Origin of the sequence: Streptomyces sp. NBC_00086 (assembly GCF_026343255.1) — a bacterium.
GTDB lineage: Bacteria > Actinomycetota > Actinomycetes > Streptomycetales > Streptomycetaceae > Streptomyces.
The window spans coordinates 7,814,752-7,840,402 of the sequence record NZ_JAPELZ010000001.1 but is presented as its reverse complement, the minus strand read 5'-3'; the positions used below and the strand labels follow the sequence as shown (position 1 = coordinate 7,840,402).

Genomic DNA, 25,651 nt, shown 5'->3' with positions numbered 1-25,651 from the left:
CATCCTCCGATTCCCCCTCCGCATGCCCGAACAGGAACTCGATGACGGATACCCAGGACCTGCCCGCCGACTGGTCCGCAGTCAAGCGCGCCCTCCTCAGCCGGCGGCTGCGCGGCGCCTCGGCCCCCGCCCGGGTGGTGGACCCCCGCCCGACGGGCAGCGCACCGCCGCTCTCCAGCGGCCAGGAACGGCTCTGGTTCATGGACCAGTTCGCCCCCGGCTCCACGGCATACACACTGGCGCCGGCCCGCCGGCTCCGAGGCCCCTTCGACCGCGCCGCGCTGGACGCCGCGCTGACCGGCCTGGTGGCCCGGCACGAGAGCCTGCGGATGACCTTCCGCACCACCGAGGCCGGCACCGCCGAGGTCCGGGTCGCCGAGCCGGCGCCGTTCGCCGCCCAGCACCTGGACGCCGTCGCGGACCCGGATCCGCAGGCACGCGCCGCCGCCGAACTCGGGGCGATGATCGCCGAACCCTTCGACCTGCAGACCGGTCCGCTGCTGCGCGCCCTGGTGGTCCGGATCGCGGAGGACGACCACGTACTGGCCCTGGTGATGCACCACATCATCTGCGACGGCTGGTCGATCGACCTCCTCAACCGCGAGCTCGACCTCCTCTACGCCCACCACGCCCACGGCGCCTCTCTCGAACTGCCAACCCTGCCGGTCCAGTTCGGTGACTACGCGGCCTGGCAGCAGGCCCGTCTGGCGAACGGGCAGCTCGCCGCCTCCCGCGAGCACTGGCTCAGGGAGCTCGACGGCGTCCCGGCCCTGGAGCTGCCCACCGACCGGCCCCGCCCGCCGCTCTTCACCTTCGACGGGGCCGCCACCGAGTTCCACTGGAGCCCCGAACTATGCAGCGGGATAGGCGAGTTGGCCCGCGCCTACGGGGCCTCCACGTACATGGTGCTGATGGCCGCGTTCCAGGCCCTGCTGGGCCGGCACGCCGGCCAGCGCGACTTCGCCGTCGGCTCCGCCGTCGCCGGCCGTCTCCACCGTGAACTCGAAGGCGTGGTCGGCGCCTTCGTCAACATGCTGCCGATCCGCGCCCGGCTCTCCGAAGGGCTCGACTTCGGCCGGCTGATCAGCCGGGTCCGCGAGACCACGCTCGACGCGTACGCGCACCAGGAGGTGCCGTTCGAGCAGATGGTGGGCGATCTCGCGGTGGAACGCGACGTCAGCCGCGCCGCCGTCTTCCAGACCACCTTCGCCTTCCAGAACTACGGCGACCGCGCCACCACCCCTGCCGGGGGCCTGGACTCCGAGGGCTTCGGCTACGAGGCCACCACCACCCACGCCGACCTCGCCCTCTACATGCGCGAGGAACCGGACGGCGGCCTCTACGGTCTGTTCACCTACCGCACCGACCTCTTCGACGCCGGCACCGTCGAGCGCCTCGCCGAGCGGTTCGAGCTGCTGACCGCCGCCGGCGTCGCCGATCCGGCACTGCCGGTCGACCGGCTCCCGCTGCTCGGCGCGGCCGAGCGGACGGCCGTACTGGAGACCTGGGCCACCGGCCCCGCGCTACCGGTGGACGGCCCCGCCACGCTCACACAGGCGCTGGCCGAGGCGGCGGCCCGGACGCCCGAGGCGCCCGCACTGGTCTTCGAGGACCGCACGCTGACCTACGGCGGCCTCGACCGGCGCGCCAACGCGATGGCCCGGCGCCTGCGGGCGCTGGGCGTGGGTGCGGACGACCGGGTGGCCGTCTGCCTGGAGCAGTCCCCCGAGCTGGCGGTCGCCCTGGTCGCCGTGCTCAAGGCCGGTGGCGGCTACCTGCCGCTCGACCCCGAGCAGCCCCCCGCGCGGCTCGCCCGCCTGGTCGCCGATTCCGGAGCCAAGGTCCTGATCACCGACGCCGTGCTGCGACCGCGGTTCGGCGACCACCCGGCCGTCGATCTGCTGACCGGCGACACAGGCGCCGACATCGGCGACGGTGACGGGGGCGACGCGGACGACGCGGCGGAGTGGGACGGAACGCCGCTGGAGGAGGTCTCGGGCGCCGACCACCTGGCGTACGTGATCTACACCTCGGGCTCCACCGGAGCACCCAAGGGCGTCGCCGTGCAGCACCGCCAGATCCTCAACTACCTGGCGGGCGCGGGCGATCGGCTGCGGATCGAGCCCGGGGGCTCCTTCGGGCTGCTTCAGTCGCTCTCCTTCGACTTCAGCATGACGATGCTCTACCTGGCGCTCACGACCGGCGGCCGGGTGCACCTGCTGCCGCGCCGGATCGCGGGCGTGGAACTGGCCGCGGAGATCGAGCGGGCCGGCATCGACCACCTGAAGATGACCCCTTCCCACCTGGCCGCGCTGACCGCCGACGTACCGCTGGAGCGGCTCCTGCCGCGCCGTACGCTGGTCCTCGGCGGCGAGGCGAGCAGCTGGTCCTGGGCGGCTGGGATCGCCGCACTGGGCCGTTGCGCGGTGTTCAACCACTACGGGCCGACCGAGGCGACGGTGGGGATCACCGTCCACGAGGTCACCGCCGACGGCCTGAACGCGCCGGGCAGCACCCCGATCGGCAGCCCGCTCGCCGGCGCGCGCTGCTACGTGCTGGACGAAGCCCGCAACCCCGTTCCGCCGGGCGTCACCGGTGAGCTGTACCTGGGCGGGGACCGGCTGGCCCGGGGCTACCTCGGGCGGCCGGACCTGACCGGCGAGCGGTTCCTGCCCGATCCGTACGCCGCCCCCGCCGGAGCGGAACCGGCCGTAGCGGAACCGGTAGAAGCGGAAGCGGCCGGAGCGGAGCCGTCCGCGGCCGACCCGTACGGCGCGGGCCCAGGGGGTGCGGCGACCGGCGGCCCGCGGATGTACCGCACCGGCGACCTGGCGCGCTGGCGCGCGGACGGAACCCTGGAGTACCTCGGCCGCGGCGACGACCAGATCAAGGTCCGCGGCTACCGGGTCGAGCCCGGCGAGATCGAGGCCGCGCTGACCGCGCTGCCCGGGATCACCCAGGCGCTGGTCATGGCCCGCGGCGAGGGCGTCAAGCAGAACCTCGTCGCCTACCTGGAACGCCCCGCCGGCGGCGAACCTCCGGCCGCCGCCGAACTGCGCGCCGTGCTGGGCGAGGTGCTGCCGGACTACATGGTTCCGGCCCGCTACGTGGTGCTGGAGCGGCTGCCGCTGCTCGCCCACGGCAAGGTCGACCGGAAGGCGCTGCCGGCGCCTGCGGACGGCCCGTCCGCAGGCGGCCACGTAGACCCCGAGGAGGGGACCGAGCAGGTGATCGCCGCCATGTGGGCGGACCTGCTGGACCTCCCCCGGGTCGGCGCACTGGACGACTTCTTCGAGCTCGGGGGCCACTCCCTGCTCGCCACGCAGGTGGTGGCCCGGATGCGCCGGGCCTTCCCCGACCTGGCCACCCCGGTCGGCGTGATGGACCTCTTCAAGTACCCGACGGTCCGCCGGCTCGCCGAACTGGTGGCCACGCCCGAGGCGGACCGCGGACCGCGCCGGCTGCTGCACCTGCTCACCCCCGAGCGCCGCAAGGCGGCCGCCACCGTCGTCTGCGCCCCCTACGGCGGCGGCAGCGCACTGATCTACAAGCCGCTCGCCGACGCCATGCCGGCGGACTGGGCCCTGCACTCCATCGCCGTCCCCGGCCACGAGCTGGGCGAGGAGGCGATGGACATCGACGAGGTCGCCCGGCTCTGCGCCGAGGAGATCGTCGCGAACGTGGCCGGACCTCTGGTGCTCTACGGGCACTGCGGGGTCGGCGTCCGGCTGACCGTGGAGATCGCCCGCCGGGTGGAGGCGTCCGGCCGGGAGATCGACGCCGTCCACCTCGGGGGGATCTTCCCCTTCGCCCGCCCGAAGGGCCGCGGCGCCGCGATGGCCGAGCGCTTCGCCGAGCTGGCCGCCCGCCTGCGCAGCGACCAGGGCATGATCAACGCCCTGGCCTCGGCGGGCCTGGACGTGGACGAGGTCGACGAGGAGCAGCTGCGGCTGATCGTGCACAACCGCCGGGTCGGCACCAAGGGCGCCGAGCGCTACTTCGGCGAACTGTACGAGAGCGAGGGCGGCGCCATCTCGGCGCCGGTGATCGCCGTCTGCGGCGACCGCGATCCGGCGACCGAGTTCTACCAGGAGCGGTTCCGCGAGTGGCACCGGATCACCGGGACCGCCGCCGTGGTGGTCCTGGACGAGGCCGGGCACTTCTACCTCAAGTACCGCGCCGAGGAGTTGGCCGACATCCTGACCGGGGTGCACCGCTCGATCGCCGCCGGCGAGGAGGCGCGGCACGGGCCCACCGCCGACGCCACCTGGTGGCTGGCCGGCCTCTCCCGCGACACCACCGGAACGGATCCGGCTCTCGCGCCGGGACACGTTCCGGAACCCGAGCCTGGACACGTTCCGGCACCCGAGCCTGGACGCGTTCCGGAACCCGAGCCGGCGCCCGGGAAGCCGGGCGCATCCCGCAGGGCACGCGAGCGCCGCCCCGTCCGCCCGACCATGGGCCGGTTCCTGGCCATCGCCACCGGCCAGCAGCTCTCGATGATCGGCTCGGCGCTCACCGAGTTCGCCCTGCCCATCTGGATCTACCTGCAGACCGGCTCGCTGTTCCAGCTCGGCATGCTCGCCGCCTTCGGCCTGGTGCCCGGCATCGTGGTCGCCCCGCTGGCCGGCGCCATCGTCGACCGCGGCGACCGCCGCCGGGTGATGCTGTGGGGCGACGTCGCGGCCGGCCTGACCCAGGCGGCCCTGCTGGTGCTCTACCTCAGCGGCTCGCTGGAGATCTGGCACTGCTACGTGATGATCTCCCTGCTCTCCGCCGCACTCGCCTTCCAGCGCGTCGCCTGGGGCTCGGCGGTACCGCAGCTGGTGCCCAAGCGCTTCCTCGGACGCGCCAACGGTGTGGTCCAGATGGCCCTCGGCCTCGCCCAGTTCCTCGTACCGCTCATCGCGGTCGGCATCCTGCACGTGATCGGCCTCGGCGGCATCCTGGTCTTCGACGTCGTCAGCTACCTGATCGCCACCGGGGTCACCCTGGCGGTGCGCTTCCCCGACGTGATGGCCGCCACCCGCCGCGAGAGCGTCGGCGCCGAGATCCGGGCCGGCTTCCAACGGGCCCTCGGCAGCCGCCACTTCAGAGCCATGCTGTTCTGGTTCGCGGCGCTGAACATCTTCCTCTCACCCCTCTTCCTGCTCATCACCCCGCTGGTGCTCTCCTTCTCCTCGACCGCCGCGGCCGGCTGGGTCTCCACCGCGGCCGGCCTGGGCGCGGTCCTCGGCGGCCTCACCCTGCTGGTCTGGGGAGGCCCGCGCCGGATGCGCCTGCGCGGAGTCCTGTTCGCCACCCTCGGTCTCGCCGCCGCCTGCGTCGTCACCGGCCTGCGGCCCTCGGTGACCGTGGTCGCCGCGGGCGCGTTCGGCATGACCTACGGTCTGGCGCTGCTCAACGGCATCTACGCCACGGTCATCCAGACGAAGGTGCCCATGCGCTTCCACGGCCGGGTGATCGCGGTGAACACCCTGGTCGCCTGGTCCACCCTGCCGATCGGCTTCGCCCTCGTCGCCCCGGCCGGCCCCGAGCTGCTCCAGCCCCTGATGGACGAGGGCGGCGCGCTGGCCTCCAGCGTCGGCGCGCTCATCGGCACCGGTGACGGGCGCGGCATCGGCCTGCTCTACCTGGTGTTCGGCCTCGCCATGGCCGCTCTGGTCCTGATCAGCCTCTGCATCCCCGTCCTGGCCCGCTTCGACCGGGAGGTCCCGGACGCCGAGTCCGACGACCTGATCGGCCTGGAGACCCTGCGGGCCCGCGCGAAAGGCGAGACGAACGCATGACTTCCCCGATCCCCACTCCGACGCCGACTCCGGCCCCGACTCCGGCCCCGGCCCCGATCGCCCGCCATCCGCTGACCGACGAGCAGCGCCGCCTCTGGTTCCTCCAGCAACTCGCTCCCGAGGACGCCGGGTTCAACATGTACCTGAACCGGCGCTGGAGCGGTCCGATCGACCCGCGGGCCCTGAGCGCGGCCCTCACCCGGCTCACCGAGAGGCACCAGGTGCTGCGCACCCGGTTCGCCCTGGACGGCGAGCATCCCGTCCAACTCGTGGAGCCCGTACGGGAGGTCGTACTCACCCTGGTCCCGATACCGGACACCGCCGAGGAGTCCTTCACCGCGGCCTGCGCCCCCTTCGTCAACGCCCCCTTCGACCTGGGCGAGCGCCCGCCGCTGCGGGTCGTCCTGGTCAGCGCCGGCGAGCAGGAGCACGCCCTGAGCGTGGTGGTCCACCACATCGTCTCCGACGGCTGGTCCTTCACCGTGCTGTGGCGCGAACTGCTCGCGCTGTACCGCGAGGAGATCGGCGAGGGGCGGGCCGAACTGCCGGAGCTCAAGCTCCAGTTCGGCGAGTTCGCCCTCGCCGAACGGACCAGGCTGGACGGCGGCGCGGCCGAGCAGGCTGTCCATCACTGGAGCGAACGACTGGCCGGTGTCAGCGCCCTGCGGATGCCGCTGGACCACCCCAGACCCGCCGAGCCCACGCACCCGGCCGGCTTCGCCGACCTCGCCCTCGACCCCGGCCTCGTCGCCGGACTCGACGCCCTGGCCCGCGAACAGCGCTGCACCCCCTTCATGGTGCTGCTCGCCGCCTACCAGAGCGTGCTGGCCCGCTGGAGCGGCTGCTACGACTTCGCCGTCGGCACCCCGCTGGCAGGCCGTAACGAGACCGCCCACGAGGCCCTGCTCGGCTACTTCTCCCGCACCGGGGTGATCCGCGCGGACCTCACCGGCGAGCCCGATTTCCGTACGGTGCTGCGCCGGGTGCGCTCCGCCACGATGGCCGCGCTGAACCATCAGGACATCCCGGTCGAGCGGGTGGCCGCCGAACTGGGACTGCCCGTACTGCCCGGCGTCGGCCCGCTCTACCAGGCGGTGTTCGTCCACCAGAGCCAATACGAGCTGGCCGGCGCCGACGAGCGGACCTTGCTGCCCACGGGCGTCCGGACGGCGGACATGGACTCCGGTTTCGACCGGGCCAAGACCGATCTGCTGTTGGACAGTTGGCGCACCCCGGACGGCGGGATGACGCTGTCGTTCTGCTTCGACCGGGAGCTCTTCGAGCGCGCCACGGTCGAGGCCCTGGCGCGCCGGGTCCGCGACCTGCTCACCCGGGCCGTCGTGGACGTGGAGGTCGCGCTGCACGGCGACTGGCTGCCCGCCCCCGAGGAGCGCGCCGCGCTGCTCGCTCTCGGCGCCGGACCCGCCGTCGCCGAGGACGCGCTCCCGATCCTGCTCGGCTTCGCCGGTCAGGTCGCGGCCCATCCCGACGCCCCCGCTCTGGAGTGTGCCGGCCGCGTCCTCACGTACGTCGAACTCGACCGCTCGTCTGATGAGTTGGCCCGCCGACTGGGCCCGGTGGCCGGCCGCGCCGTGGGCGTCCGGATCGAGCCTTCCTTCGAACTGGTCACCGCCCTGCTGGCCATCTGGAAGGCCGGCGCCGGCTACCTGCCGCTGGACCCCGCGCACCCCGACGAGCGCCAGCGGCTGATGCTCGGCGAGGCGGAGGCCGCCCTGCTGCTCACCGGAGGCGAGCGTCCGGACCTGGGAGTCCCGGTACTGGACGTCCGGGTACGGGAAGTCCCGGCACCGGATGTCCCCGTACAGAAGGCCGGCGATCCGAGGACCGAGACCGGGCAGGCCGGGCCCGCGGGCATCGAGCCGGGGCGCACGGCTCCCGCGGGGACCCCGCTGCCCGGAAGCGCCCCGGACGGCCTCGCGTACGTGCTCTACACCTCGGGTTCCACCGGCACCCCCAAGGGCGTCGCCATCGAGCACGCCTCCCTGGCCGAACGCGTCCGGTGGATGGCCGGACCGGAGGGCTACCGGCTCCGGCCGGGCGACCGGATCGTCCAGTTCGCCTCCATCGGCTTCGACACCCATGCCGAGGAGATCTGGCCCGCCCTCACCGCGGGCGCCTGTGTCGTCCTGCTCCCCGGCGGCGGCCGGATGCTGCCCGACCTGCTGCGCAGCGAGGCCGGACGGTCCGTCACCGTACTCGACCTGCCGACCGCGTACTGGCAGGAGCTGGTGTCCCTCGGTGAGCAGACCCCGTGGCCGCCGGCGCTGCGCCTGGTGGTCCTCGGGGGGTCCGAGGCGCAGGCCGTCGCCCTCGCCCAGTGGCGGGAGCTGCACGGTGACGCCGTCCGGCTGGTCAACACCTACGGCCCGACCGAGGCCACCGTCATCGTCACCGCGGGCGAGCTCGCCGGCGGTCCCGGCGGCGACGTAGCTGCCCGCCCGGGTCGCGGGTCCGCCGCCGATCGGCGCCCGCCGCTCGGGCGTCCGCTGCCGGGGGTGCGGCTCTACCTCCTGGACGAGCGCGGCAGCCTGCTGCCCGCCGGCTCCGAGGGCGAGCTGTACATCGGCGGCAGCGGCCTCGCACGCGGCTACTCGGCCCGGCCCGACCTCACCGCGGAGGCGTTCCTCCCGGATCCGTTCACCGACGCCCCGGACGGCCGGATGTACCGCACCGGCGACCGCGCCCGGTGGCGCGCCGACGGGCAGCTGGAGTTCCTCGGCCGCGCCGACGGTCAGGTGAAGATCCGCGGATACCGGATCGAGCCCGCCGAGATCGAGGCCGCCCTCACCGCCCATCCGGCGGTCGGCCGGGTGGCCGTGCTGGTCCGCGACGGCCGCCGGCTGATCGCGTACGCCGTCCTTCGGCCGGCCGCCGGACACCGGTCCGAAGCCGCGCCGGGGGCGGGCGAACTGCGCGAGTTCCTGGCGCTGCGGCTGCCGGCCTTCATGGTGCCGGACTCCGTGCTGCTGCTGGACACCCTCCCGCTGACCACCAACGGCAAGCTCGACACCACGGCCCTGCCCGACCCGGACCCGGCGGGCGGCGCCGCAGGATACGTGGCGCCCCGCAGCGATGCGGAGGCCCTGGTGGTCGAGCTCTGGCAGGAGGTGCTCGGCCTACCGAAGGTCGGCGTACTGGACGACTTCCTCGCCCTCGGCGGGGACTCGCTCCTGGTCACCCGGGTCGCCGCGCGCATCCGGGCCGGCGTCGGTCTCGACGTGTCGATCCGCGACGTCTTCGAGAGCCCCACCCCGGCAGCCCTGGCGGCCCGGATCGAGGCCCTGCTGGTCGCGGAGATCGATGCCCTCAGCGAGGAGGAGGCCGCCGCCCACCTGGACTGATCCTGCCCGCCCCGTCCCTGAACACTCCCCACGAATCACACCGGAGCCCGCCATCGCCACCACCCTGCCACCCGCCGCGACGACCGTCCCGGAGCTCCTCGACGCGCGGGCCGCCGAACACCCCGACCACCTCGCGCTGCAGGTCGTCGGCGGCGGGGAACTCAGCTACGGCCGTTGGCGCGAGGAGGCGCTGCGCGCCGCCGTCGGGCTGGCCGCCGCCGGGGTCGGACCGCAGGACCGGGTGGTGCTGCGGTTCTCCAACGCCCGCTGGGAGCGGTACGCGGTCGGCTTCCTCGCCGTCCAGTACGCGGGCGGGGTACCGGTCCCGGTCCGTGAGGACCTGTCGGAGGCCGATGCCGCCGCCCTGGCCGCACTGGCCGGAGCCGGCACGGTCCTGCGGGACGGTGACGACGAGGGAGAGGGAGAGGGTCAGGAGCGCGTAGGCGGCCTGCCCACCATTCCGGGACTGGTGGACCTGCGGCTGGACGACCTGCTGGCGGCGCACCCCGAGCCGCCGGCCGGTCCGCCGCACCGGGTCGGCCCGGCCGACCCGGCCCAGGTGATCGGCACCTCCGGCACCACCGGCGCGCCCAAGGGCGTGCTCGCCGCGCACGGAAACCTGACCGCGGGCCTGGACGCCCGCCCCCGCCGCCGCGCCTACGCACACTCGCGGTACGCCCTGCACGCCTTCCCGATCGGGACCAACGCGGGCCAGGTGATGCTGCTGGGCGCGCTGACCGCCGCGCCCACGCTGCTCAGCCTGCCGCGCTTCGACGCGGACCGGTTCGGCGGCGCGGTCGAGAAGTTCGGGATCGGCACCGCCTTCCTGGTGCCCTCGATGGCGATCGAACTGGTCAACGCGGGCACCGCGGGACGGTACGACCTGAGCAGTCTGCGCCTGGTCAACTCCTCCGCCGCCGCACTGCCCGTACCGGTGGCGGCCGCGCTGGCCGCGGCGTTGCCGGGCGCGACGCTGGTCAACACCTACACCTCCGCCGAGGCCTCGCCCGCGCAGATCTCCACCGTGGTCGACACCCGCCGCCCCGGCTCGCTGGGCCGCCCGGCGAACCCCGGTGACCTCCGGATCCTCGACGCGGACGGGCTGCCGCTGCCCGCCGGGCAGGCCGGCGAGGTCTGGCTGCGCCAGCCCGGACCGCCCCGCGGCTACCTGGGGGCCGCTGCCGAGAGCTCCCGGGTGTTCCAGGACGGCTGGGTACGGATGGGCGATGTCGGCCGCCTCGACCCGGACGGCTACCTGTACCTGGTCGACCGGGAGAGCGACGTCATCAAGAGCGGTGCGCTGAAGGTTTCCACGCTGCGGATCGAGGAGGTCCTGCACGAGCACCCCGCGGTCGCCGACGCGGCCGCGCTCGGCCTCCCGCACCCCGTGATGGGCGCCGTCCCGGTGGCGGTCGTGGTGGCCGGGCCCGCCGGTCTGGACCTGGACGAGCTCCGGCTGTTCCTCAGCGCCCGGTTGAGCCGGCCCGAACTGCCGGTCCGGATCCTGCTCGCCGGCGACCTGCCCAGGAATCCGAGCGGCAAGGTGCTCAAGCACCGGCTCCGCCCGCTGTTCGACGCACCCGCGGAGTCCACCGGTACCGCGGTCGCCCCGTCCTCCCCTACGGAACTGCGGCTGGCCGGACTCTGGCGGCGCCTGCTCGGCCGGCCGGTCACCGACGTGGCGGCCGAGTTCTTCGCGCTCGGCGGCGACTCGTTCCGGGCCGTCCAGCTCGCCACCGGCATCAGCGGCGAGTTCGGGGTCCGGGCGAGCACCGCCCTGGTCTTCGAGCGGCCCTCGCTGCGCTCCCAGGCCGCTTGGCTGGACCACCCCGACCGGCGGCGGAATGCCGCTGACGGCGGGGCTGCCGGAGAAGCTGCCGGAGAAGCTACCGGGACGGAAACGGCCGTGACCCCCTACCTGGCCGCGCTCCGTGCGCAGCCGCACGCCGTCGCGCTCACCTCGCAGCAGGAGAACTTCTTCCGCTGGATGGCCGAGGCCCCCGGGCGGGACGCCGGCGCGGTGACGGCACTGTTCCGGGTCACCGACCGGCTCGAACCGGAGACCCTCGGCCGGGCGCTCACCGAGGCGGTCCGGCGCCATCCGGCGCTGCGGACCCGGTTCGAGGCGGCGGGGGAAGGCGTCGTACGGGCGGTGCTGGACGAGGAGCCCCGGGTGCGGATCACGCTGACCCGGGCCCCGGGGGCCACGGACGCGGAGGTCGACGCCCTGCTGCTGGTCGAGCGCGACCGTCTCACCGACCTGGCCCGCGACCCGATGGCGCGCCTTCTGGTGGTCAGCCGGTCGGAGACCGACCACGTGGTGCTGGTCGCGGTGCACCACATGGTCTCCGACGGCTGGTCGGTCGGTGTGCTGCTGGCCGACCTCGGGGTGTTCTACTCGGCACTGCGGCGGGGCCGGTCGGCGCCACCGGCCCGCTCGGGCCCCGGCTACCAGGAGTTGGTGGACTGGGCGAACGCGCACTGGCCGGCCTCACGGGCCCACTTCCAGGCCGCGCTGGCCGGGGCGCCGGAGGCCGTCGAGCAGTTCGCCGGCCGCCGCGCGGTGGACGAAGTGCTCACCCAGGCGCACGAGTTCGAGGTACCGGCCGCACTGGCCGAAGCCCTGCGGGCCCGGGCTGCCGAGCTGGGCGCCACTCCCTTCCTGGCCGTCACGGCGGCCTGGACCGGACTGCTGGCGAGCCGCAGCGGCCGCCCCGACCTGGTGGTGATGACCCCGGTGCCCGGCCGCCCGCGCCCGGAAGCCGAGCGGACGGTGGGCTGCTTCGTCCAGTCGCTGCTGCTGCGTGTGGACGCGAGCGGCGGACCTGGTTTCGCCGAGCTGGTAGACCGGCTGCGGGCGGTCTACAGCGAGGCACTGGACCACCAGCTGTACCCGTTCGCCGAGTTCAGTCCGTCCGTGCCCTTCGCGGCCTGGCTCCGCTACGAGGCGTGGGCCGCGCCCGCCCAACTGCCCGGCCTGGCCTGCGCACCCTGGGAACTGCCGCGCGGGAGCACCGTCCCCTGGCCGCTGCCGGGCGGCGACCGGGGGGTGCCCGAGCTGACCGTGGTCGAGCAGCCGGACGGCGGCCTGCGGTGCTGGCTGCAGTACAACGCGCTGGCCTTCGACCTCCCGGTGATCACCGAACTGGCCGCGGAGTTCACCGCGGCACTGACCGCGGCCTGCGGATGACCCGCTGCCGGCGCCGGTCGGGGAGTCCCTGACCGGCGCCGGCAGCGCCGCCTTCGGAGAGCAAGGGGATCCGGATCAGGGGGATCCGGATCAGCGGGTGGCGCCGAAGTCCTGTGTCCAGTAGTGACCGGGCTGCGCGAGGCCGATGCCGATCTCCTTGACGTTGCAGTCGAGGATGTTCCGCTTGTGCCCCGGGCTGTTCATCCAGCCGTCCATGACCTTGGCGGCGGTGTCGTAGCCGTACGCGACGTTCTCGGCGTACGTCCTCCACTGGTACCCGGCGCGGGTGATCCGCTGACCCGGGTCGGAGCCGTCGGAGCCGGTGTGGGACATCTGCGAGTGGGCGGCCATGTCCTCACTGTGGTCCTGCGCGGCCTTCGTCAGCTTCGCGTTGACGGTCAGCACGGGGCACCCGACCGTGGCCCGCTCCTTGTTGACGAGCGCGAGGACCTCGGCCACCGCACCGGAGGGTGCCGCGGAGTCCGAGGGCGCGGGGGTCCCGGCCGGCTCGGCGGGCGGCTGGACGACCGGGGGCTGGACGGCCGGCTGCTCGACGATCTCGGCGGGGCCGCCGGGCTGAACCGGGACCTCGACGGGCTGCTGCGCGCCAGGGTCTCCGTAGGGGTCGCCGTAGGAGTCTCCATGGAGGTCGCCGTGGGAGTCGGCGTCCCAGGGACCGCCCTGCTGCTCGGCTGCGACGGGCCGCATCGGGCCGGTCGCCTGGGGGTCGAGGCAGGCCATGGCGGTGGTGGGGACGGCCACGAGGGCCAGTACTCCGACGGCGACGGCTATTTTCCTTTGGTGCGTCTTCTTACGGTGCTTCTTCATGCGGGACCTCACTCGGTGATCGCGAAGCTCCCGGCGCCGGACCGCACGGGCGCCGGAGGACCGGAGGAGTCGCCATTCTTAGAAGCCCTCCGACGGCCTGGCAAGCGACCGCCGCTCAGCCCCGCGGGACGCTCGGGCCATGGCTTGAAACGGCCGGAAGATCGTGCATTCCCCCGTCGCCGCCACTCCGGCACCCGCCTGGCCCGCCGACAGAATCCCTCCCCGTCAGCCCTGTTGGCGACGAGAAAACCGGAGGGTCAGATTCCATTTCTGGTGGAGTACGGCATGTCAAGGCCAAACAGTGACATAGCGCGAAATGTCGCGAGGTGCAGGATCACCGAGGAGGCCACCGAGGCGCCGTGCGGGCCGTGCGGGTCGTGATGCATATCACGGCCCGGAGGAGGAACCGCACGGCGTTGCCATCGCCGCGCCGCACTCGTCGAGCGGGTACCCGCGCATCGCGGATCTACGGGGTGGCGAGCTTCGGAAAGGTGAAGGTGTAGCCCCGCGCCGTGAGCCACGGCAGGTATTCCTTGAGCGCCGCGACCGTCTCGCTGCGGTCTCCGCCCCCGTCGTGGAAGAGGACCGTCGGCTGCGCGGGCAGGCTTCCCTCCACGGTGGCGACGATCGCCGGCAGGCCCGGCCTGCTCCAGTCCTTGGGGTCCACGCTCCAGCCCAGCGGCCGCATCCCGCTCGCGGCGGCTATCGCACGGCTGTCCGGGGTGAAGGCGCCCCCGGGAGCGCGGTAGTAGCGGACGGCGACCCCCGGCGCCGCCTGCTCGATCATGGACTTGCCATCGATGATCTGCTGCCGCTGGTACGCGACGGGCTTGTGGTCCATGGTCACGTCGTGGTCGACCGAGTGGTCACAGAGACTGTGCCCCTCGGCGGCGACCGCCCGCACCAGGTCCGGGTACTGCTGCGCGCGGGTTCCGATCATGCAGAAGGTGGCCTTGACGTGGTTCTCCCGCAGCACCTGGAGGACCTGGGGCGTCCAGCGCGGATCCGGACCGTCGTCGATGGTGATGGCGATGTCGTGACCGGGGCCCTGCGCCAGCCGGGAGATCCCCAGCGGCACCTGAGCCGGGCCGTAGGCGCTCACGGCTGACGCGGGGCCCGCCGCGGACCGCCCGGCCGATCCGTCGGCCGGGGCGGCCGGGCCGCTCGGGGCGGCGAAGGCGGATGCGCCGGCGGCCGCCGACAGGACGAGGGCGGCGGCAGCCGCGACGACGGATCCCGCACGAAGACGGCTTGCGGAACTGCGGGTGATGCCCATGGAGGCGCTCTTCCTTCGGACTCGGCCCCCCGGTCTCCCACTCCTGCCGGTCCAGGCTAGGCCGTCCGATGCGGCGCCGTCCTCCCCCGATCGGCCCATACGGAGGCCCGGCGCGGACGGGACGTACGACCCGCTCCAGCGCCGGTGCGCAGCAGGACCCGGCCGGGGCCTCCTCGTCCCCGGCCGGGTCCTGTCTTCGGCTCCCCTGGGGAGCCGGCGTTGCTGTCGGACAACTCGGGCCACTGCCCGCCACCGACCCGCGTACGGGCCTGCGACCTCCTCGGCCGCACTCTGCGTGACCGGCCGGCGGCACCGGGTGCCCGCTCCTGGCGGAGCGGGGTGCCCGTGCCGCGCCCGGCCCGGTGCTACCTCCGGGTCAGCCGCACTGCAGGCCGGTCTGGGCGCTCGCGACGGCCGTGTCGAGCTTCTGCAGGTCCGGGGTGAGCTTGGCGAGGACCTCGGCGCCGGTGGTGTCGCCGGGCAGGTCCTCGTACGTCTTCTTCACGTCGTCGGCGGCATACTTGACCGCGTCCTTCTGGGCGGCGTTGAACTGCGCCGTGGACTCGGCGACGGTCTTCCAGTCTTCCTGGACGGCGTTGTGCGCGTCCTTGATCTGGTCCTTGGTGGCTGTCGCCGGGTCGAGCGTGCGCAACTTCGCGTTGTCGGCCTTGAGTTCGGTCAGACTGCTGCACAGCTTCGTGGTCGCGTCGTCGGTGGGCCCTGCGGCGAAGGCCGAGGCTGCCCCACCGCCCACGAGAAGCGCTGCGGCGGCCGTGCTCACGGCCGTGGCGAGAAGTCGGTTCATCTGTGATGCACCCCTTCGGGGAAGACGCCCCCCGGTCCAGCCCCCACTCGTACCAAGCTGACACAGGCCCCCCGGGCCCGCATCCGCACACCGCACCCCCACACCCTCGGAATTCCGAATGAAACCGCAGGTCAACCACGGTGCACGGCCAGCCCGACGGTGCCGATTCCACAGACCTCGCGCATACGGCAGCCCCGGTCGGGACGGGGCCGCCCCGACCGGGGCAACCCGGCCCGTGCCGACGGGCTCGGCACGTACCGGAGCCGTCGGCCGACGCCGTCGGCCGGAGCCGTACAACGGGGCAGGCGGGCGCCTGCGCGCACTGGCGCCTGCTGGTGGACACGGCAGTCCGATACATGCCGTACGTGTTGATCGGCAGCGGGCGCCGCGCGGGAAACTCATCGCGCCGGGGAAGCCGTTCGCGGAACTTCCGGGTGTCGAACCGGTCGACGGCCTCGCCATCCGACGTGCACCGGTCACCGGCTCCGGGACACGCGATGGGCCGACGATGACGGCTGGTGAACTACCTCCCCCGAGCGGTGAGTTAGCGATGGCACCACCGACGATGGAGCACCAAGAGCCGACCTGGCGGGCGTCCGGTCGACACAGCTCCAACAGAGCTGCGGAGCCGCTCTGTTGGAGCGCTCCCGTCAGCGGCGTCGTGCGCAGGTCCAGGCCCCCATTCCCTGGATCTTGGCGAGCCTCCTCGCCACCGCGATCTGCTCCGCCTTCGTGGCGAGGTCAGCGCGTGGTGCGTACTTGCGGCCTCCCGCCGCCTTCCAGCTCGACTGGGTGAACTGCAATCCGCCGTAGTGGCCGTTGCCTGTGTTCGCACGCCAGTTGCCTCCGGATTCACACCGGGCGATGGCATCCCAGTCGGGGCCCTGTTTGGAGTGCACCGCGGCGGCGTGAGCCCCGGAAGCATCCAAGAGCGGAACTGCCAACACCATGACCAGGACGAGCAGTTGACCGAACCTGCTCCGCCTTCGCCGGTCCTTCGGATAGCTCGACATCAGTCCTCCTTCGCTGTTGGGGCCAGACCTGCCGCGAACAGCGGGCGGGCCCGCGTACGACCGTGTTCGGGTCGTGGCCACAGCACAGCACGGACCGGTGTACTTCCAGGCGCACTTACCACCGGCGAGGGGGCAACGCCACCCGAACGGACGCTCTACGGCCCTCACACAGGCGCGATCACCCTCCGATAGCGGCCGGATCGAGGCCTTGCCGCTTCGCCGACCGGGCGCCCAGATCCCATCGATGCTCCCCACGGCAGGATTCCGATGGCCGCGACGGAAGCCAACACGGAGGCCCGAGGGAGCGGAAGCTCGGAGAGCACACAGCCGCACGGGTGGTGCACGTCGTGCGGGCCGGCGTCCCGGCCGCGTAGTGGCGAGGGGGGGAAAGCCACTACGCGGCTCGGGCCGCTCGGGAGTCCCACGCCGCTCACCGCCGCGGACTCCCTGTCCCGCTTATGGCCCGTTCCGCGCGGCCCAAACGGCCAAGGCGAAAGCTTTTTCCCAGCACTCACGACGTCCCGCCCACCCCCCGGCCGGGCCGACCGGAGCCCTCCGACCCACCCCCCACGGGCACCGACGGGTTTTCTGACGATTTTCACCCTATTGCTGCATGCGGGTTACTCGTGATCTTCCTCATGATTTTCCGTGCCTATGATTCCCGCGCCATGACAGAAAGTCAGAATCTTCCAGGATTACGGGCATCGGCCGATGTGCTCGTGCTCGGCGCCGGCCCCGCCGGCTTGGTGCTCGCCAACCTCCTGCTCGCCGCCGGGATCGACTGCGTCGTTCTCGAGCGCGCCGACCGCTTACACGTCCAGACCCGGGCCCGGGCCGGCTTCCTCGCTCCGAACACCGTACGGATCCTGGACCGCCACGGCCTCGCCGACGGCTTGCACCGGCACGGACGCACCCACGGTGTGTGCGAGTTCCGTACCGGGGACGGCAGCTTCCGCCTCGACTACGGCTCCCTGGGACGGGCCGAGCAGCACACCGTCTATCCGCAGCAGAACCTGGTCACGGACCTCCTGACGCACTACCTCGACGCCGGTGGCAGGATCCACTTCGCGACCGAGGCGCTGGCGGTCCACGACGCCGACGGCCCCCGGCCGTACGTCACCGCCCGGGAGCCGGACGGCCGCCCCGCCCGATGGGACGCCCGGTACGTCGCCGGCTGCGACGGCCGCCACGGAGCGTCCCGCCGCTCGCTGCCGCCCGACGCGGTCCGCCACCACCACGACCTGGGCGTGAGCTGGCTCGGTCTGCTCGCCGAAGCTCCGCCGAGCATCGACGCCGTCGGGTACGCCGTCCACGACCGCGGCTTCGCCGGCCACATGGCGCGCAGCCCGCAGGTCACGCGGTACTACCTCCAGTGCCGGCGCGGCGCCCCGGCCGACGCCTGGTCCGAGGAGCGGATCTGGGACGAACTCGACCTGCGGATGCGCGCTGCGGAGCACGGTCCGCTGCGCAGGGGGCCGATCATCGAGCGCGGCGTCGTCGACCTCGCGTGCGACGTGGTCGAACCGCTGCGGCACGGCTCGCTCCTGCTCGCCGGAGACGCCGCGAGCCTGACCGCGCCGGCCGCCGCGAAGGGCGCGAACCTCGCCGTACTGGAGGCGGAGATCCTGGCCGGAGCGCTCGCCGAGACCCTCGCCACGGGAGACGGCACGGCCCTCGACCGCTACTCGGCGCAATCCCTGGCGCGCATCTGGCGCGCGCAGGAGTTCACCCAGTGGATGACGGGGCTGCTGCACACGATCCCGGCCCCGGACCAGTCAGGCGGATCGTTCTTCCAGGCTTCCCTGCGGCGCGCCCGCCTCGACTCCCTGCGCACCTCCCGCACCCACCAGGACTGGTTCGCCGAGAACTACGTCGGCATGTGACCGCCCCTCTTCCCCGCACCGCCCCTCTTCCCCGCACCGCCCTCCCTCTCTCCCGCGACCACCGCACAGCCGGTCCACCATGCTCCGTTCCGCCGGAGCACCCGCCCCAGCACCGCCCGAGGAACCTCTGCGATGACGACGACCCTCCCCGACCACGCGACGCGCCCCGCCGGACCGCCGCTTCGGGGCGAAACGATGCTTCCCGACGACACGGCCCGCCTGCGCGCGGCCGTCGCCTTCGTGCGGGAGCACGACACCACCACCGTGCTGTCCCTCCTGCTGCCCGGTCTGCACGGCCCGGAACTGGAGTCCCTGGCCCCGCACTGCCGCTTCGCCCACGCCGGCCTGCTGCTCTTCCCCACCGACCCGCAGGACCTGCGCCGCCGACTCGCCGACTGCGGGCTCGCCGTCGACACCCCGTCCCAGCCCAGCGTCGTCGTGCGCGAACGGCTGGCCCGGCGCCACCGCCGGGACCTGGCCGAGCTCGACGTCCGCATCCTGCGTCCCCGCGTCCAGGGCCCGGCCGGAGAGCACCGCGCGGTCGAGGTGTTCGCCCTCACGGTGCCCGCGCACTCGGGCCTGGAAGCGATCGCCGCGTACGAACGCGCCCGGGGTCACGAGGCCCACCTGGCCCTCGAACTGGAGCACCCGGACCCCCTGGTGCTGCGCGGCCTGTGCGCGGTGCTCGCCCGACACGGCGCACGCCCCGACGGCGGCGGGTACAACCCGCACGAGGACGGCACGGTCCTGTACTTCACCACCCCCGCGACCGGAGAGTGCGGCTACCGCCGCCTGGAGCTCTACACGCCCGGCGACCACCGGGACGCCCTCGCCGACCACCTCCGCGCTGACCCCCGGGAGCGCCCGGACCCGGACCGGCCCGCCGAGACGCTCCTGCGCCTGCTCACCGGTGCATGGACCACCCAGGCGCTCGGCGCGTTCGCACGGCTGGGCCTGCCCGACGCCATGGACCCGTACGAGGCCACCGGCACCCGGGAGCTCGCCCGGCGTACCGCCACCCGACCCGAGAACCTGGCCACGCTCCTGCGCTACCTCACGATGCTCGGCGTCGTGGCCGGGGACACCACGGACACCGGAGCCGAGGCCGCCGGGGAAGAGGAAAGCTTCCGTCTCACGCGGCTCGGAGCCCTGCTCCGCGCGGACTCACCGGACACGATGCGGCCGCTGGCCCTCATGTACGCGGGCCCCTTCTACCGGTCCTTCGCCGAACTCGACCACACCGTACGGACCGGACAGCCCGCCTTCGACCACCTCTTCGGCGAGAACCACTTCGACCACTTCGCGCGCGATCCCGAACTCGCCGACCTCTTCGACCGTTCCATGGCCGCCAGTTCGCGCATGTTCCGACCGCTGCCCGCCCACCCCGTGATCACCGCCGCGGCCCAGGCGTCCACCCCGCGCACCGTCGTCGACGTCGCCGGCGGCAACGGCGAACTCCTCGGACGCATCCTGACCGCACACCCGGGGCTGCGGGGCACGCTCCTGGAGCGCCCGCACGCCGTCGAGGCGGCCCGCCGCTCGCTCGACGCCGCGGGCTGCGGCGCCCGCTGCGACTACCGCAGCGGCGACTTCGCGGACGTACCGCACGGCGGCGACGTGTACGTCCTCTCCCGCATCCTGCACGACTGGGACGACGACCAGTGCCGGGAGATCCTGCGCCACTGCGCCCGCGCCATGCCCGCCCACGCCGACCTGCTGATCATCGAGCGGCTGCTGCCCGCCGACGGTTCCCCCTCGCTGGCCACGGCCTGGGACCTCCACATGATGTGCAACGTCGGCGGTCGCGAACGCCGCGGCGAGCACTACGCCCGCCTGCTCGCCGACGCCGGACTGGAGCTGCTCGACCACACCCCCCTCCCCCTGGAGGCGTACGTCCTGCACGCGCGCAAGGCCCCGTAGGCGAGCCCCCGTGCGGGTCACGGTCGCCCCCCTATCGGGCGAACGTGCCCTGTGTTCCTGTGCGTTCCGGGGCCGCAGGACCCGCTGACCGGGACCTCGCGCGCTGACGGTCCGGTAGATTCGGCGGTGCGGCTGATCTTCAGGGCAGCGGCCGGGGGGCCGCGCGGGGACACGGGGGCAGTGGGTGCGGAGCGGACACGCGCAGGACCGTCGGCGGCAGGCTCTGCTGGAGTGCTGGCGCGCGATCGAGCTGTTCAGTCCGCCGACCATCCCGGCGCTGCCCCGCCAACGCCCCTCCGCGCGTTCCGGGCAGCGGGACGAGTACGTCATCGACCTGACTCCGGAGCCGGGCCGGGTGGCCCCGCTCCTGCCGTGGGATCCGGACCATCCGCAGACGGGGGCGCGCCGGGCACCGTACCGCTGGACGTGGCGGCACGAGGTCTACTGCGGGGTATTCGACCTGGAGCTGCTCCGCCAGGCCATGATCGCGGTGCTGCCCGCGGGGACCGATCCCGATCCCGGCGTACCGCAGAGCGAGCTGGTGCTGTCGGGCCAGAGCGCGATGTTCGCGCTGGTGCTGGACGACGAGGGCCGGCCCGTCGAGGACACGTCCGTGGTCTCCGCGTGCGCCTGGGCGACCGGCCGGCTGTTCGATCCGGGGCCGTCCGCACCGGGGTGGCTGACCGGCTTCGAGGAGCTCGACGAGGCGTTCGGCACCGCGATCGACGAGCTCACCGCCACCGCGATCCCCTACGGTCCCGCCGCGCCGGCCACCGGAGCGGCGTACGAGCGCCGGCCGGGCAGCGCGGGTGGGCCGGAGGCCGGCGACGGGAGCTGGCAGCGGCTGCTCGCCGAGATCCTGGGCGGCGCCGCCGTCGGAGCCGTCGGGGCCCTCTTCGGCGAGGTCGTCGGCGCCGCGCTGCAGGGCGCCGCGGAGCCCCTGGTCCGCCGCGCCGCGAACTGGGTCGCCGCCCGCCGACCTGCCGGGGAGCAAGAGGAGTCCGGGCGGCCGGACGGCACCGGGGGCGTTCCCGAGCGTGCGCCGGCCGACGGTCCCGGCGCGTCGCCCGACGCGTCGGCGGAGCACGGGGCCGACACCGGTCCCCGTGCGCTCGGGTTCGTGGATCTGGTCGCCCTGACGGCGCAGATCGCCGACCTGTGCGGGGTACGGGACCACCTGCGGCCCCAGGTGGTCCGGGTCCGCAGCAGGCTGGTCCGCCGGCCCGCGGACCCGAAGGCGAAGCCCACTGCCACGGCGCCGTTCCTGAACAGTCTGCTTCCGCCTGATCTGGCCCGGGTGTCCGCGGCCGTGGGCGAGGGGCTCGGTCCGGCGCTGGAGGCGTACCTGACCGAGCTCGACGCCGTGGACGTGGGGGCCCGGACCGATGTGCGCCAAGAGCGCGGGGTCGTCCTGGACGGGGTGGCTCCGGAGCTCGTTCCGGCCGGCCGCTGGCCCGCGCCGGCGCGGTTCCCGCTCGCCCTGAGCCAGCAGTTCGCGGTCGACCGCATGCTCGCCGACCGGGCGGGGACCGCGGGCGGGATGTTCTCCGTGAACGGCCCGCCGGGCACGGGCAAGACCACGATGCTGCGCGACCTGGTCGCCGCGCTGGTCGTGGAACGGGCTGCGGTGCTGGCCACGTTCGACCGGCCCGACCAGGCGTTCACCGGTCCGCCGTGGCGGGGCCTGGACCGCCAGGGAAAGCGCCCCCGCTTCGTGGCGCGGCTCGACCCGCGGCTGACCGGGTTCGAGATCGTGGTCGCCTCCTCCAACAACGGCGCCGTGGAGAACATCACCGCCGAGCTGCCCGGCATCGGCGCGCTCGGCGAGCACTGGCACGGCGGACCCGACCACTTCTCCGACCTCGCCTCCGCGCTCCTCGGCGGGCCGGCCTGGGGGCTGGTCGCGGCGGTGCTCGGCAACAAGGGCAACCGCAAGGAGTTCGGCAGCCGGTTCTGGTGGGGGCAACTGCCCCAGGAGGAGATCGACGCCCGCTCGGCCGCCGGCCTTCCGCCGCTGCGGGGCATGCGGGAGGTCCTGAGCGACTGGATTGCGCCCAGGCCTCAGCCCGGTGGCCGCGGTCCCGGCACCCCGGCGGACCAGGTTGCGGCCGCCGGGCCCGCCCTGCCCGTGCCCTCGTGGACCGACGCCGTCGCAGGGTTCCGTACCGCCCGGGCCGAGGTCGAGCGGCTGCGTGCCGGCCGCGCCCGGCTGGCCGGGGCCCTGGCGGCCGTCGGGTCCCCGTCGGCCGGGCAGCGGATCGCGGACCTGGAGGCCGCCGTGTCCCGGGCCGACCGGCAGGTCGCCGCCTCCACGGGGGTCCTGGACCGGGCCGCTGCCGCCACCGCCACCGCCCGGGCGGCCACGATGGCGGCCGAGGCCGGATACGGGGCGGCCTCCGAGCTCGTACCGCGGGCCCGCCAGGAGCTGGCGGACGTCCGCGCGGAGCTGTCCGCCGCCCGTGAACAGGCCGCGCACCAGAGGGAGTACGTGACCGCGCTCAGCGTCCGCCACGAGGCGCCCCCAGCCCCCGAGCGGGGACTGCGCGGCGGGCTGCGCCGCCTGCTGCAGAGCCCGGCCGAGCGGCAGGCCGCCGAACGGCAGCAGGAACACACCCAGGCCGAGATCGCGTCCCTGCTCGTCCGGCAGCGCGCCGCGCTCCACGACTCCCTGGAACAGGTCGCCTCGGCCGCGCGCGAAGAGTCCCTGGCCGCTGCCCGGCACGCCCGGTCCGGCGCCGCCGTCGACGAGGCCGCGGCCGGCCTCACCGCTGCCCACGCGTACGAACGGGCGACGAGCGAGCGGGAGGCCGCCGCGGCCACCGCCCTCCGGCACGCCCGGCAGGCAGCCGACGGCTCCCGCCGCGAACTGCGCGCTGCCGTGGCCGAACTCGACGATCGCCACCGCGAACTGCGGGAGGCGGCGCGCACCCTGCCCTCCCTGCCGCTCGGCTGGCCCCAACTCGACGAGTCCGAGCAGGAATTGGGCTCGCCCTGGTCCGACGAGGCGTGGTCCACCGCGCGCAGCGACCTGTTCCTGCGCGCCCTCGACCTGCACCGCGCCTTCGCCGCCGGGGCCGCGAAGAAGGTCCGCGGCAACCTCCAGCTCCTCATGGAGCTCATGGCCGGGACCAACGGGCCCGTCCCCGACGAACAGGTCGAGCACGCCTGGCAGACCCTCTTCCTCCTGGTGCCCGTCGTCTCGACCACGTTCTCCTCCGTGGGCAGCATGTTCGCCCGCCTCGGCCGGGAGTCGATCGGCTGGGTCCTCGTCGACGAGGCCGGGCAGGCCACCCCGCAGGCCGCCGCCGGGGCACTGTGGCGCGCCCGCCGTGCCGTTCTGGTCGGTGATCCGCTCCAGCTCGAACCCGTCGTGACCATGCCCACGGCCCTGCAGCGCCGGCTGCTGCGCGCCCACGGCGTCGACGAGCACTGGCTGCCCTCGGCCACCTCGGCCCAGGCCGTCGCCGACCGGACCAACCGCTACGGCACCTACCTGCCGGCCCCGGACACCGAGGACGAGCAGGTCTGGGTGGGCTCACCGCTGCGCGTGCACCGCCGCTGCGAGGAACCGATGTTCACGGTCAGCAACGAGGTCGCGTACGGCGGCCTCATGGTCTACGGCACCGAGCCCAAGGCGTTCCCCGATGCGGAGCGGGGCGGCCTGCTGCCCAGCCGCTGGCTCAACACCGACGACCCGGCCCGCCCCTCCGACGCCCCGTGGGGCGAACGCGACCGCCGGGCCTTCGAGTTCGTCCTCGACCACTTGCACCGGCACGGAGTGGACGTCGAGCGCGTGCGCGTCATCGCCCCCTTCCGGGCCCTCGTCGCCGAATGCCAGAAGGTCTGCCGCGGCCGTGCGGGCTGGACGTCCCCACTGATCGAGGAGCGCTGCGCCACGGTCCACCGGGCCCAGGGCAAGGAAGCCGACGTCGTCGTCCTCGTGCTCGGCGGCGGCCGCCCCGGCGCCCGCGAGTGGGCGGCCCGCACCCCGCACCTGCTCAACGTCGCCGCGAGCCGCGCCAAGCGCCGCCTCTACGTCATCGGCGAGCGCAGCCTGTGGGCCCCGCTCCCCCACTTCGACGTCCTCGCCTCCGAACTCACGGAATTCCACCACCTCCGCGACCGCGGCACCTGGCCACCGGACACCGAGTGACCGCCGCCGGGCCGCACTCGCCCACGCGCGGCGGGCACCGCACGTCCAACGGGTGAGACCTCACGCGGCGGGCGGATCCGGCGTGGCAGTATCCGGTGCGCGAACCGTTCCCCCGTTACCCGCACCGGAGCTTCCGCCGTGACGATCGTCGACATCCCCGGGTCCAAGTCCCTCACCGCCAGGGCCCTGTTCCTGGCCGCCGCGGCCGAGGGCACCTCGACCCTGCTGCGACCGCTGCACTCCGACGACACCGAGGGCTTCACCGAAGGCCTCGCCGCCCTCGGTTACCGCGTCGAGCACGCGCCGGGCCGCTGGCTCGTCGAGGGGCGGCCGGCCGGCCCGCTGCGGGAGGTGGCCGACGTCTACTGCCGCGACGGCGCGACCACCGCGCGGTTCCTGCCGACGCTGGTGGCGGCCGGGCACGGCAACTACCGCTTCGACGCCTCCGACCAGATGCGCCGCCGTCCCGTGGCCCCGTTGACCCGTGCGCTGCGTGCACTGGGGGTCGACGTCCGGCACGAGCAGGCCGAGGGGCACCATCCGCTGAGCATCGCGGCCGACGGCGTCAAGGGCGGTGAACTCACCCTGGACGCGGGCGAGTCGTCTCAGTACCTGACCGCACTGCTGATGCTCGGACCGCTCACCCGCGAGGGGCTGCGCATCACCGTCACCCGCCTGGTCTCGGCTCCGTACGTCGAGATCACGCTGGCCATGATGGCGGCCTTCGGGGCGACGGTGGACCGCGGGCCGTCGCCCGACGGAGAGGTCTTCGACGTGCGCCCCGGCGGCTACCGGGCCGCCGAGTACGCGATCGAACCCGACGCCTCCACCGCGAGCTACTTCTTCGCCGCCGCGGCGCTCACGGGCCGGGAGGTCACGGTCCCCGGCCTGGGCCGGGGCGCGCTCCAGGGAGATCTGCAGTTCGTCGAGGTTCTGCGGCGGATGGGGGCAGGAGTGCGCGTCGGCGATGCCGGCACAACGGTGTCGGGCACCGGGAAACTGCGCGGGATCACGGTCAACATGCGGGACATCTCCGACACCATGCCCACGCTGGCGGCCCTCGCCCCCTTCGCCGACGGGCCGGTCCGGATCGAGGACGTGGGCAACACCCGGGTCAAGGAGTGCGACCGGCTGGAGGCCTGCGCCGAGAACCTGCGGGCGATGGGGGTCGAAGTCGCGACCGGGCCCGACTGGATCGAGATCGTCCCGGGCGCCGTGCGGCCGGTCGAGATCGCCACCCGCCACGACCACCGCATCGCGATGTCCTTCGCCGTCGCCTCGCTGCGCGCGCCGGGCATCACCTTCGACGACCCCGGGTGCGTACGGAAGACGTTCCCCGGCTTCCACGAGGCGTTCGCGGCCCTGCGTGCGGGGTGGGAAGGGCGTGTCGCGGAAGTGCCTGCGGCGGCGGACCTGGCGTAGTACTCCTGGG

General features: G+C 73.9%; 11 protein-coding genes. 7 read left to right on the top strand and 4 right to left on the bottom strand.

Annotation, left to right across the window (positions count from 1 at the left end; translation table 11 throughout):
- The first annotated feature begins 41 nt into the window (after window positions 1-41).
- The 3 genes from OG276_RS35440 to OG276_RS35430 are packed head-to-tail and all read left to right on the top strand — an operon-like array spanning window position 42 to window position 12,341.
- On the top strand, window positions 42-5,789 hold the full coding sequence (locus OG276_RS35440) for a non-ribosomal peptide synthetase (RefSeq protein WP_266911834.1): 5,748 nt from the start codon (window positions 42-44) through the stop codon (window positions 5,787-5,789).
- On the top strand, window positions 5,786-9,151 hold the full coding sequence (locus OG276_RS35435; RefSeq protein ID WP_266911832.1) for an amino acid adenylation domain-containing protein: 3,366 nt from the start codon (window positions 5,786-5,788) through the stop codon (window positions 9,149-9,151). The genes OG276_RS35440 and OG276_RS35435 overlap by 4 nt, the downstream gene beginning before the upstream one ends.
- Entirely contained in the window at window positions 9,111-12,341 is a 3,231-nt protein-coding gene (locus tag OG276_RS35430; RefSeq protein WP_266911830.1) for an AMP-binding protein, read from the top strand. Before OG276_RS35435 ends, OG276_RS35430 begins: the two co-directional genes overlap by 41 nt.
- 90 nt (window positions 12,342-12,431) lie before the next feature.
- On the opposite strand, the gene OG276_RS35425 is transcribed toward OG276_RS35430, so the two are convergent.
- From OG276_RS35425 to OG276_RS35410, 4 genes are all read right to left on the bottom strand, one after another.
- Window positions 12,432-13,169 (bottom strand): CAP domain-containing protein, encoded by a 738-nt coding sequence (locus OG276_RS35425; protein ID WP_266911828.1) that lies wholly within the window; start codon window positions 13,167-13,169, stop codon window positions 12,432-12,434.
- 466 nt (window positions 13,170-13,635) lie between these two features.
- Window positions 13,636-14,445: a polysaccharide deacetylase family protein gene (locus OG276_RS35420; protein ID WP_266911826.1), complete on the bottom strand. Its 810-nt coding sequence runs from the start codon at window positions 14,443-14,445 to the stop codon at window positions 13,636-13,638.
- A 376-nt stretch (window positions 14,446-14,821) separates the two neighbouring features.
- Entirely contained in the window at window positions 14,822-15,250 is a 429-nt protein-coding gene (locus OG276_RS35415; protein WP_266911824.1) for a hypothetical protein, read from the bottom strand.
- Window positions 15,251-15,900: 650 nt separating this feature from the next.
- A complete protein-coding gene (locus OG276_RS35410) occupies window positions 15,901-16,263 on the bottom strand; it encodes a transglycosylase family protein (RefSeq protein ID WP_323182395.1) in 363 nt (120 codons plus the stop codon).
- A gap of 668 nt (window positions 16,264-16,931) precedes the next feature.
- Here OG276_RS35410 and OG276_RS35405 point away from each other — a divergent pair.
- The 4 genes from OG276_RS35405 to aroA all read left to right on the top strand — a co-directional run bounded on the left by OG276_RS35405 (window position 16,932) and on the right by aroA (window position 25,641).
- Window positions 16,932-18,146: a 4-hydroxybenzoate 3-monooxygenase gene (locus tag OG276_RS35405; RefSeq protein ID WP_266911822.1), complete on the top strand. Its 1,215-nt coding sequence runs from the start codon at window positions 16,932-16,934 to the stop codon at window positions 18,144-18,146.
- A 195-nt stretch (window positions 18,147-18,341) separates the two neighbouring features.
- Entirely contained in the window at window positions 18,342-20,066 is a 1,725-nt protein-coding gene (locus OG276_RS35400; protein WP_266913390.1) for a methyltransferase, read from the top strand.
- 184 nt (window positions 20,067-20,250) lie between these two features.
- The gene (locus OG276_RS35395; RefSeq protein WP_266911820.1) at window positions 20,251-24,219 is read left to right on the top strand and encodes an AAA domain-containing protein; all 3,969 of its coding nucleotides are present in this window, start codon (window positions 20,251-20,253) and stop codon (window positions 24,217-24,219) included.
- Window positions 24,220-24,357: 138 nt separating this feature from the next.
- Window positions 24,358-25,641, top strand: a complete 1,284-nt coding sequence (gene aroA, locus OG276_RS35390) for a 3-phosphoshikimate 1-carboxyvinyltransferase (RefSeq protein ID WP_266911818.1) — start codon at window positions 24,358-24,360, stop codon at window positions 25,639-25,641.
- Window positions 25,642-25,651: the final 10 nt, after the last annotated feature.

What these genes read in the sequence shown, in the direction of transcription:
- OG276_RS35440 (WP_266911834.1), top strand. Translation starts at nt 42, where the DNA reads ATGACGGATACCCAGGACCTGCCCGCCGACTGGTCCGCAGTCAAGCGC.
- OG276_RS35435 (WP_266911832.1), top strand. Translation starts at nt 5,786, where the DNA reads ATGACTTCCCCGATCCCCACTCCGACGCCGACTCCGGCCCCGACTCCG.
- OG276_RS35430 (WP_266911830.1), top strand. Translation starts at nt 9,111, where the DNA reads ATGCCCTCAGCGAGGAGGAGGCCGCCGCCCACCTGGACTGATCCTGCC.
- OG276_RS35425 (WP_266911828.1), bottom strand. Translation starts at nt 13,169, where the DNA reads ATGAAGAAGCACCGTAAGAAGACGCACCAAAGGAAAATAGCCGTCGCC.
- OG276_RS35420 (WP_266911826.1), bottom strand. Translation starts at nt 14,445, where the DNA reads ATGGGCATCACCCGCAGTTCCGCAAGCCGTCTTCGTGCGGGATCCGTC.
- OG276_RS35415 (WP_266911824.1), bottom strand. Translation starts at nt 15,250, where the DNA reads ATGAACCGACTTCTCGCCACGGCCGTGAGCACGGCCGCCGCAGCGCTT.
- OG276_RS35410 (WP_323182395.1), bottom strand. Translation starts at nt 16,263, where the DNA reads ATGTCGAGCTATCCGAAGGACCGGCGAAGGCGGAGCAGGTTCGGTCAA.
- OG276_RS35405 (WP_266911822.1), top strand. Translation starts at nt 16,932, where the DNA reads ATGACAGAAAGTCAGAATCTTCCAGGATTACGGGCATCGGCCGATGTG.
- OG276_RS35400 (WP_266913390.1), top strand. Translation starts at nt 18,342, where the DNA reads ATGCTTCCCGACGACACGGCCCGCCTGCGCGCGGCCGTCGCCTTCGTG.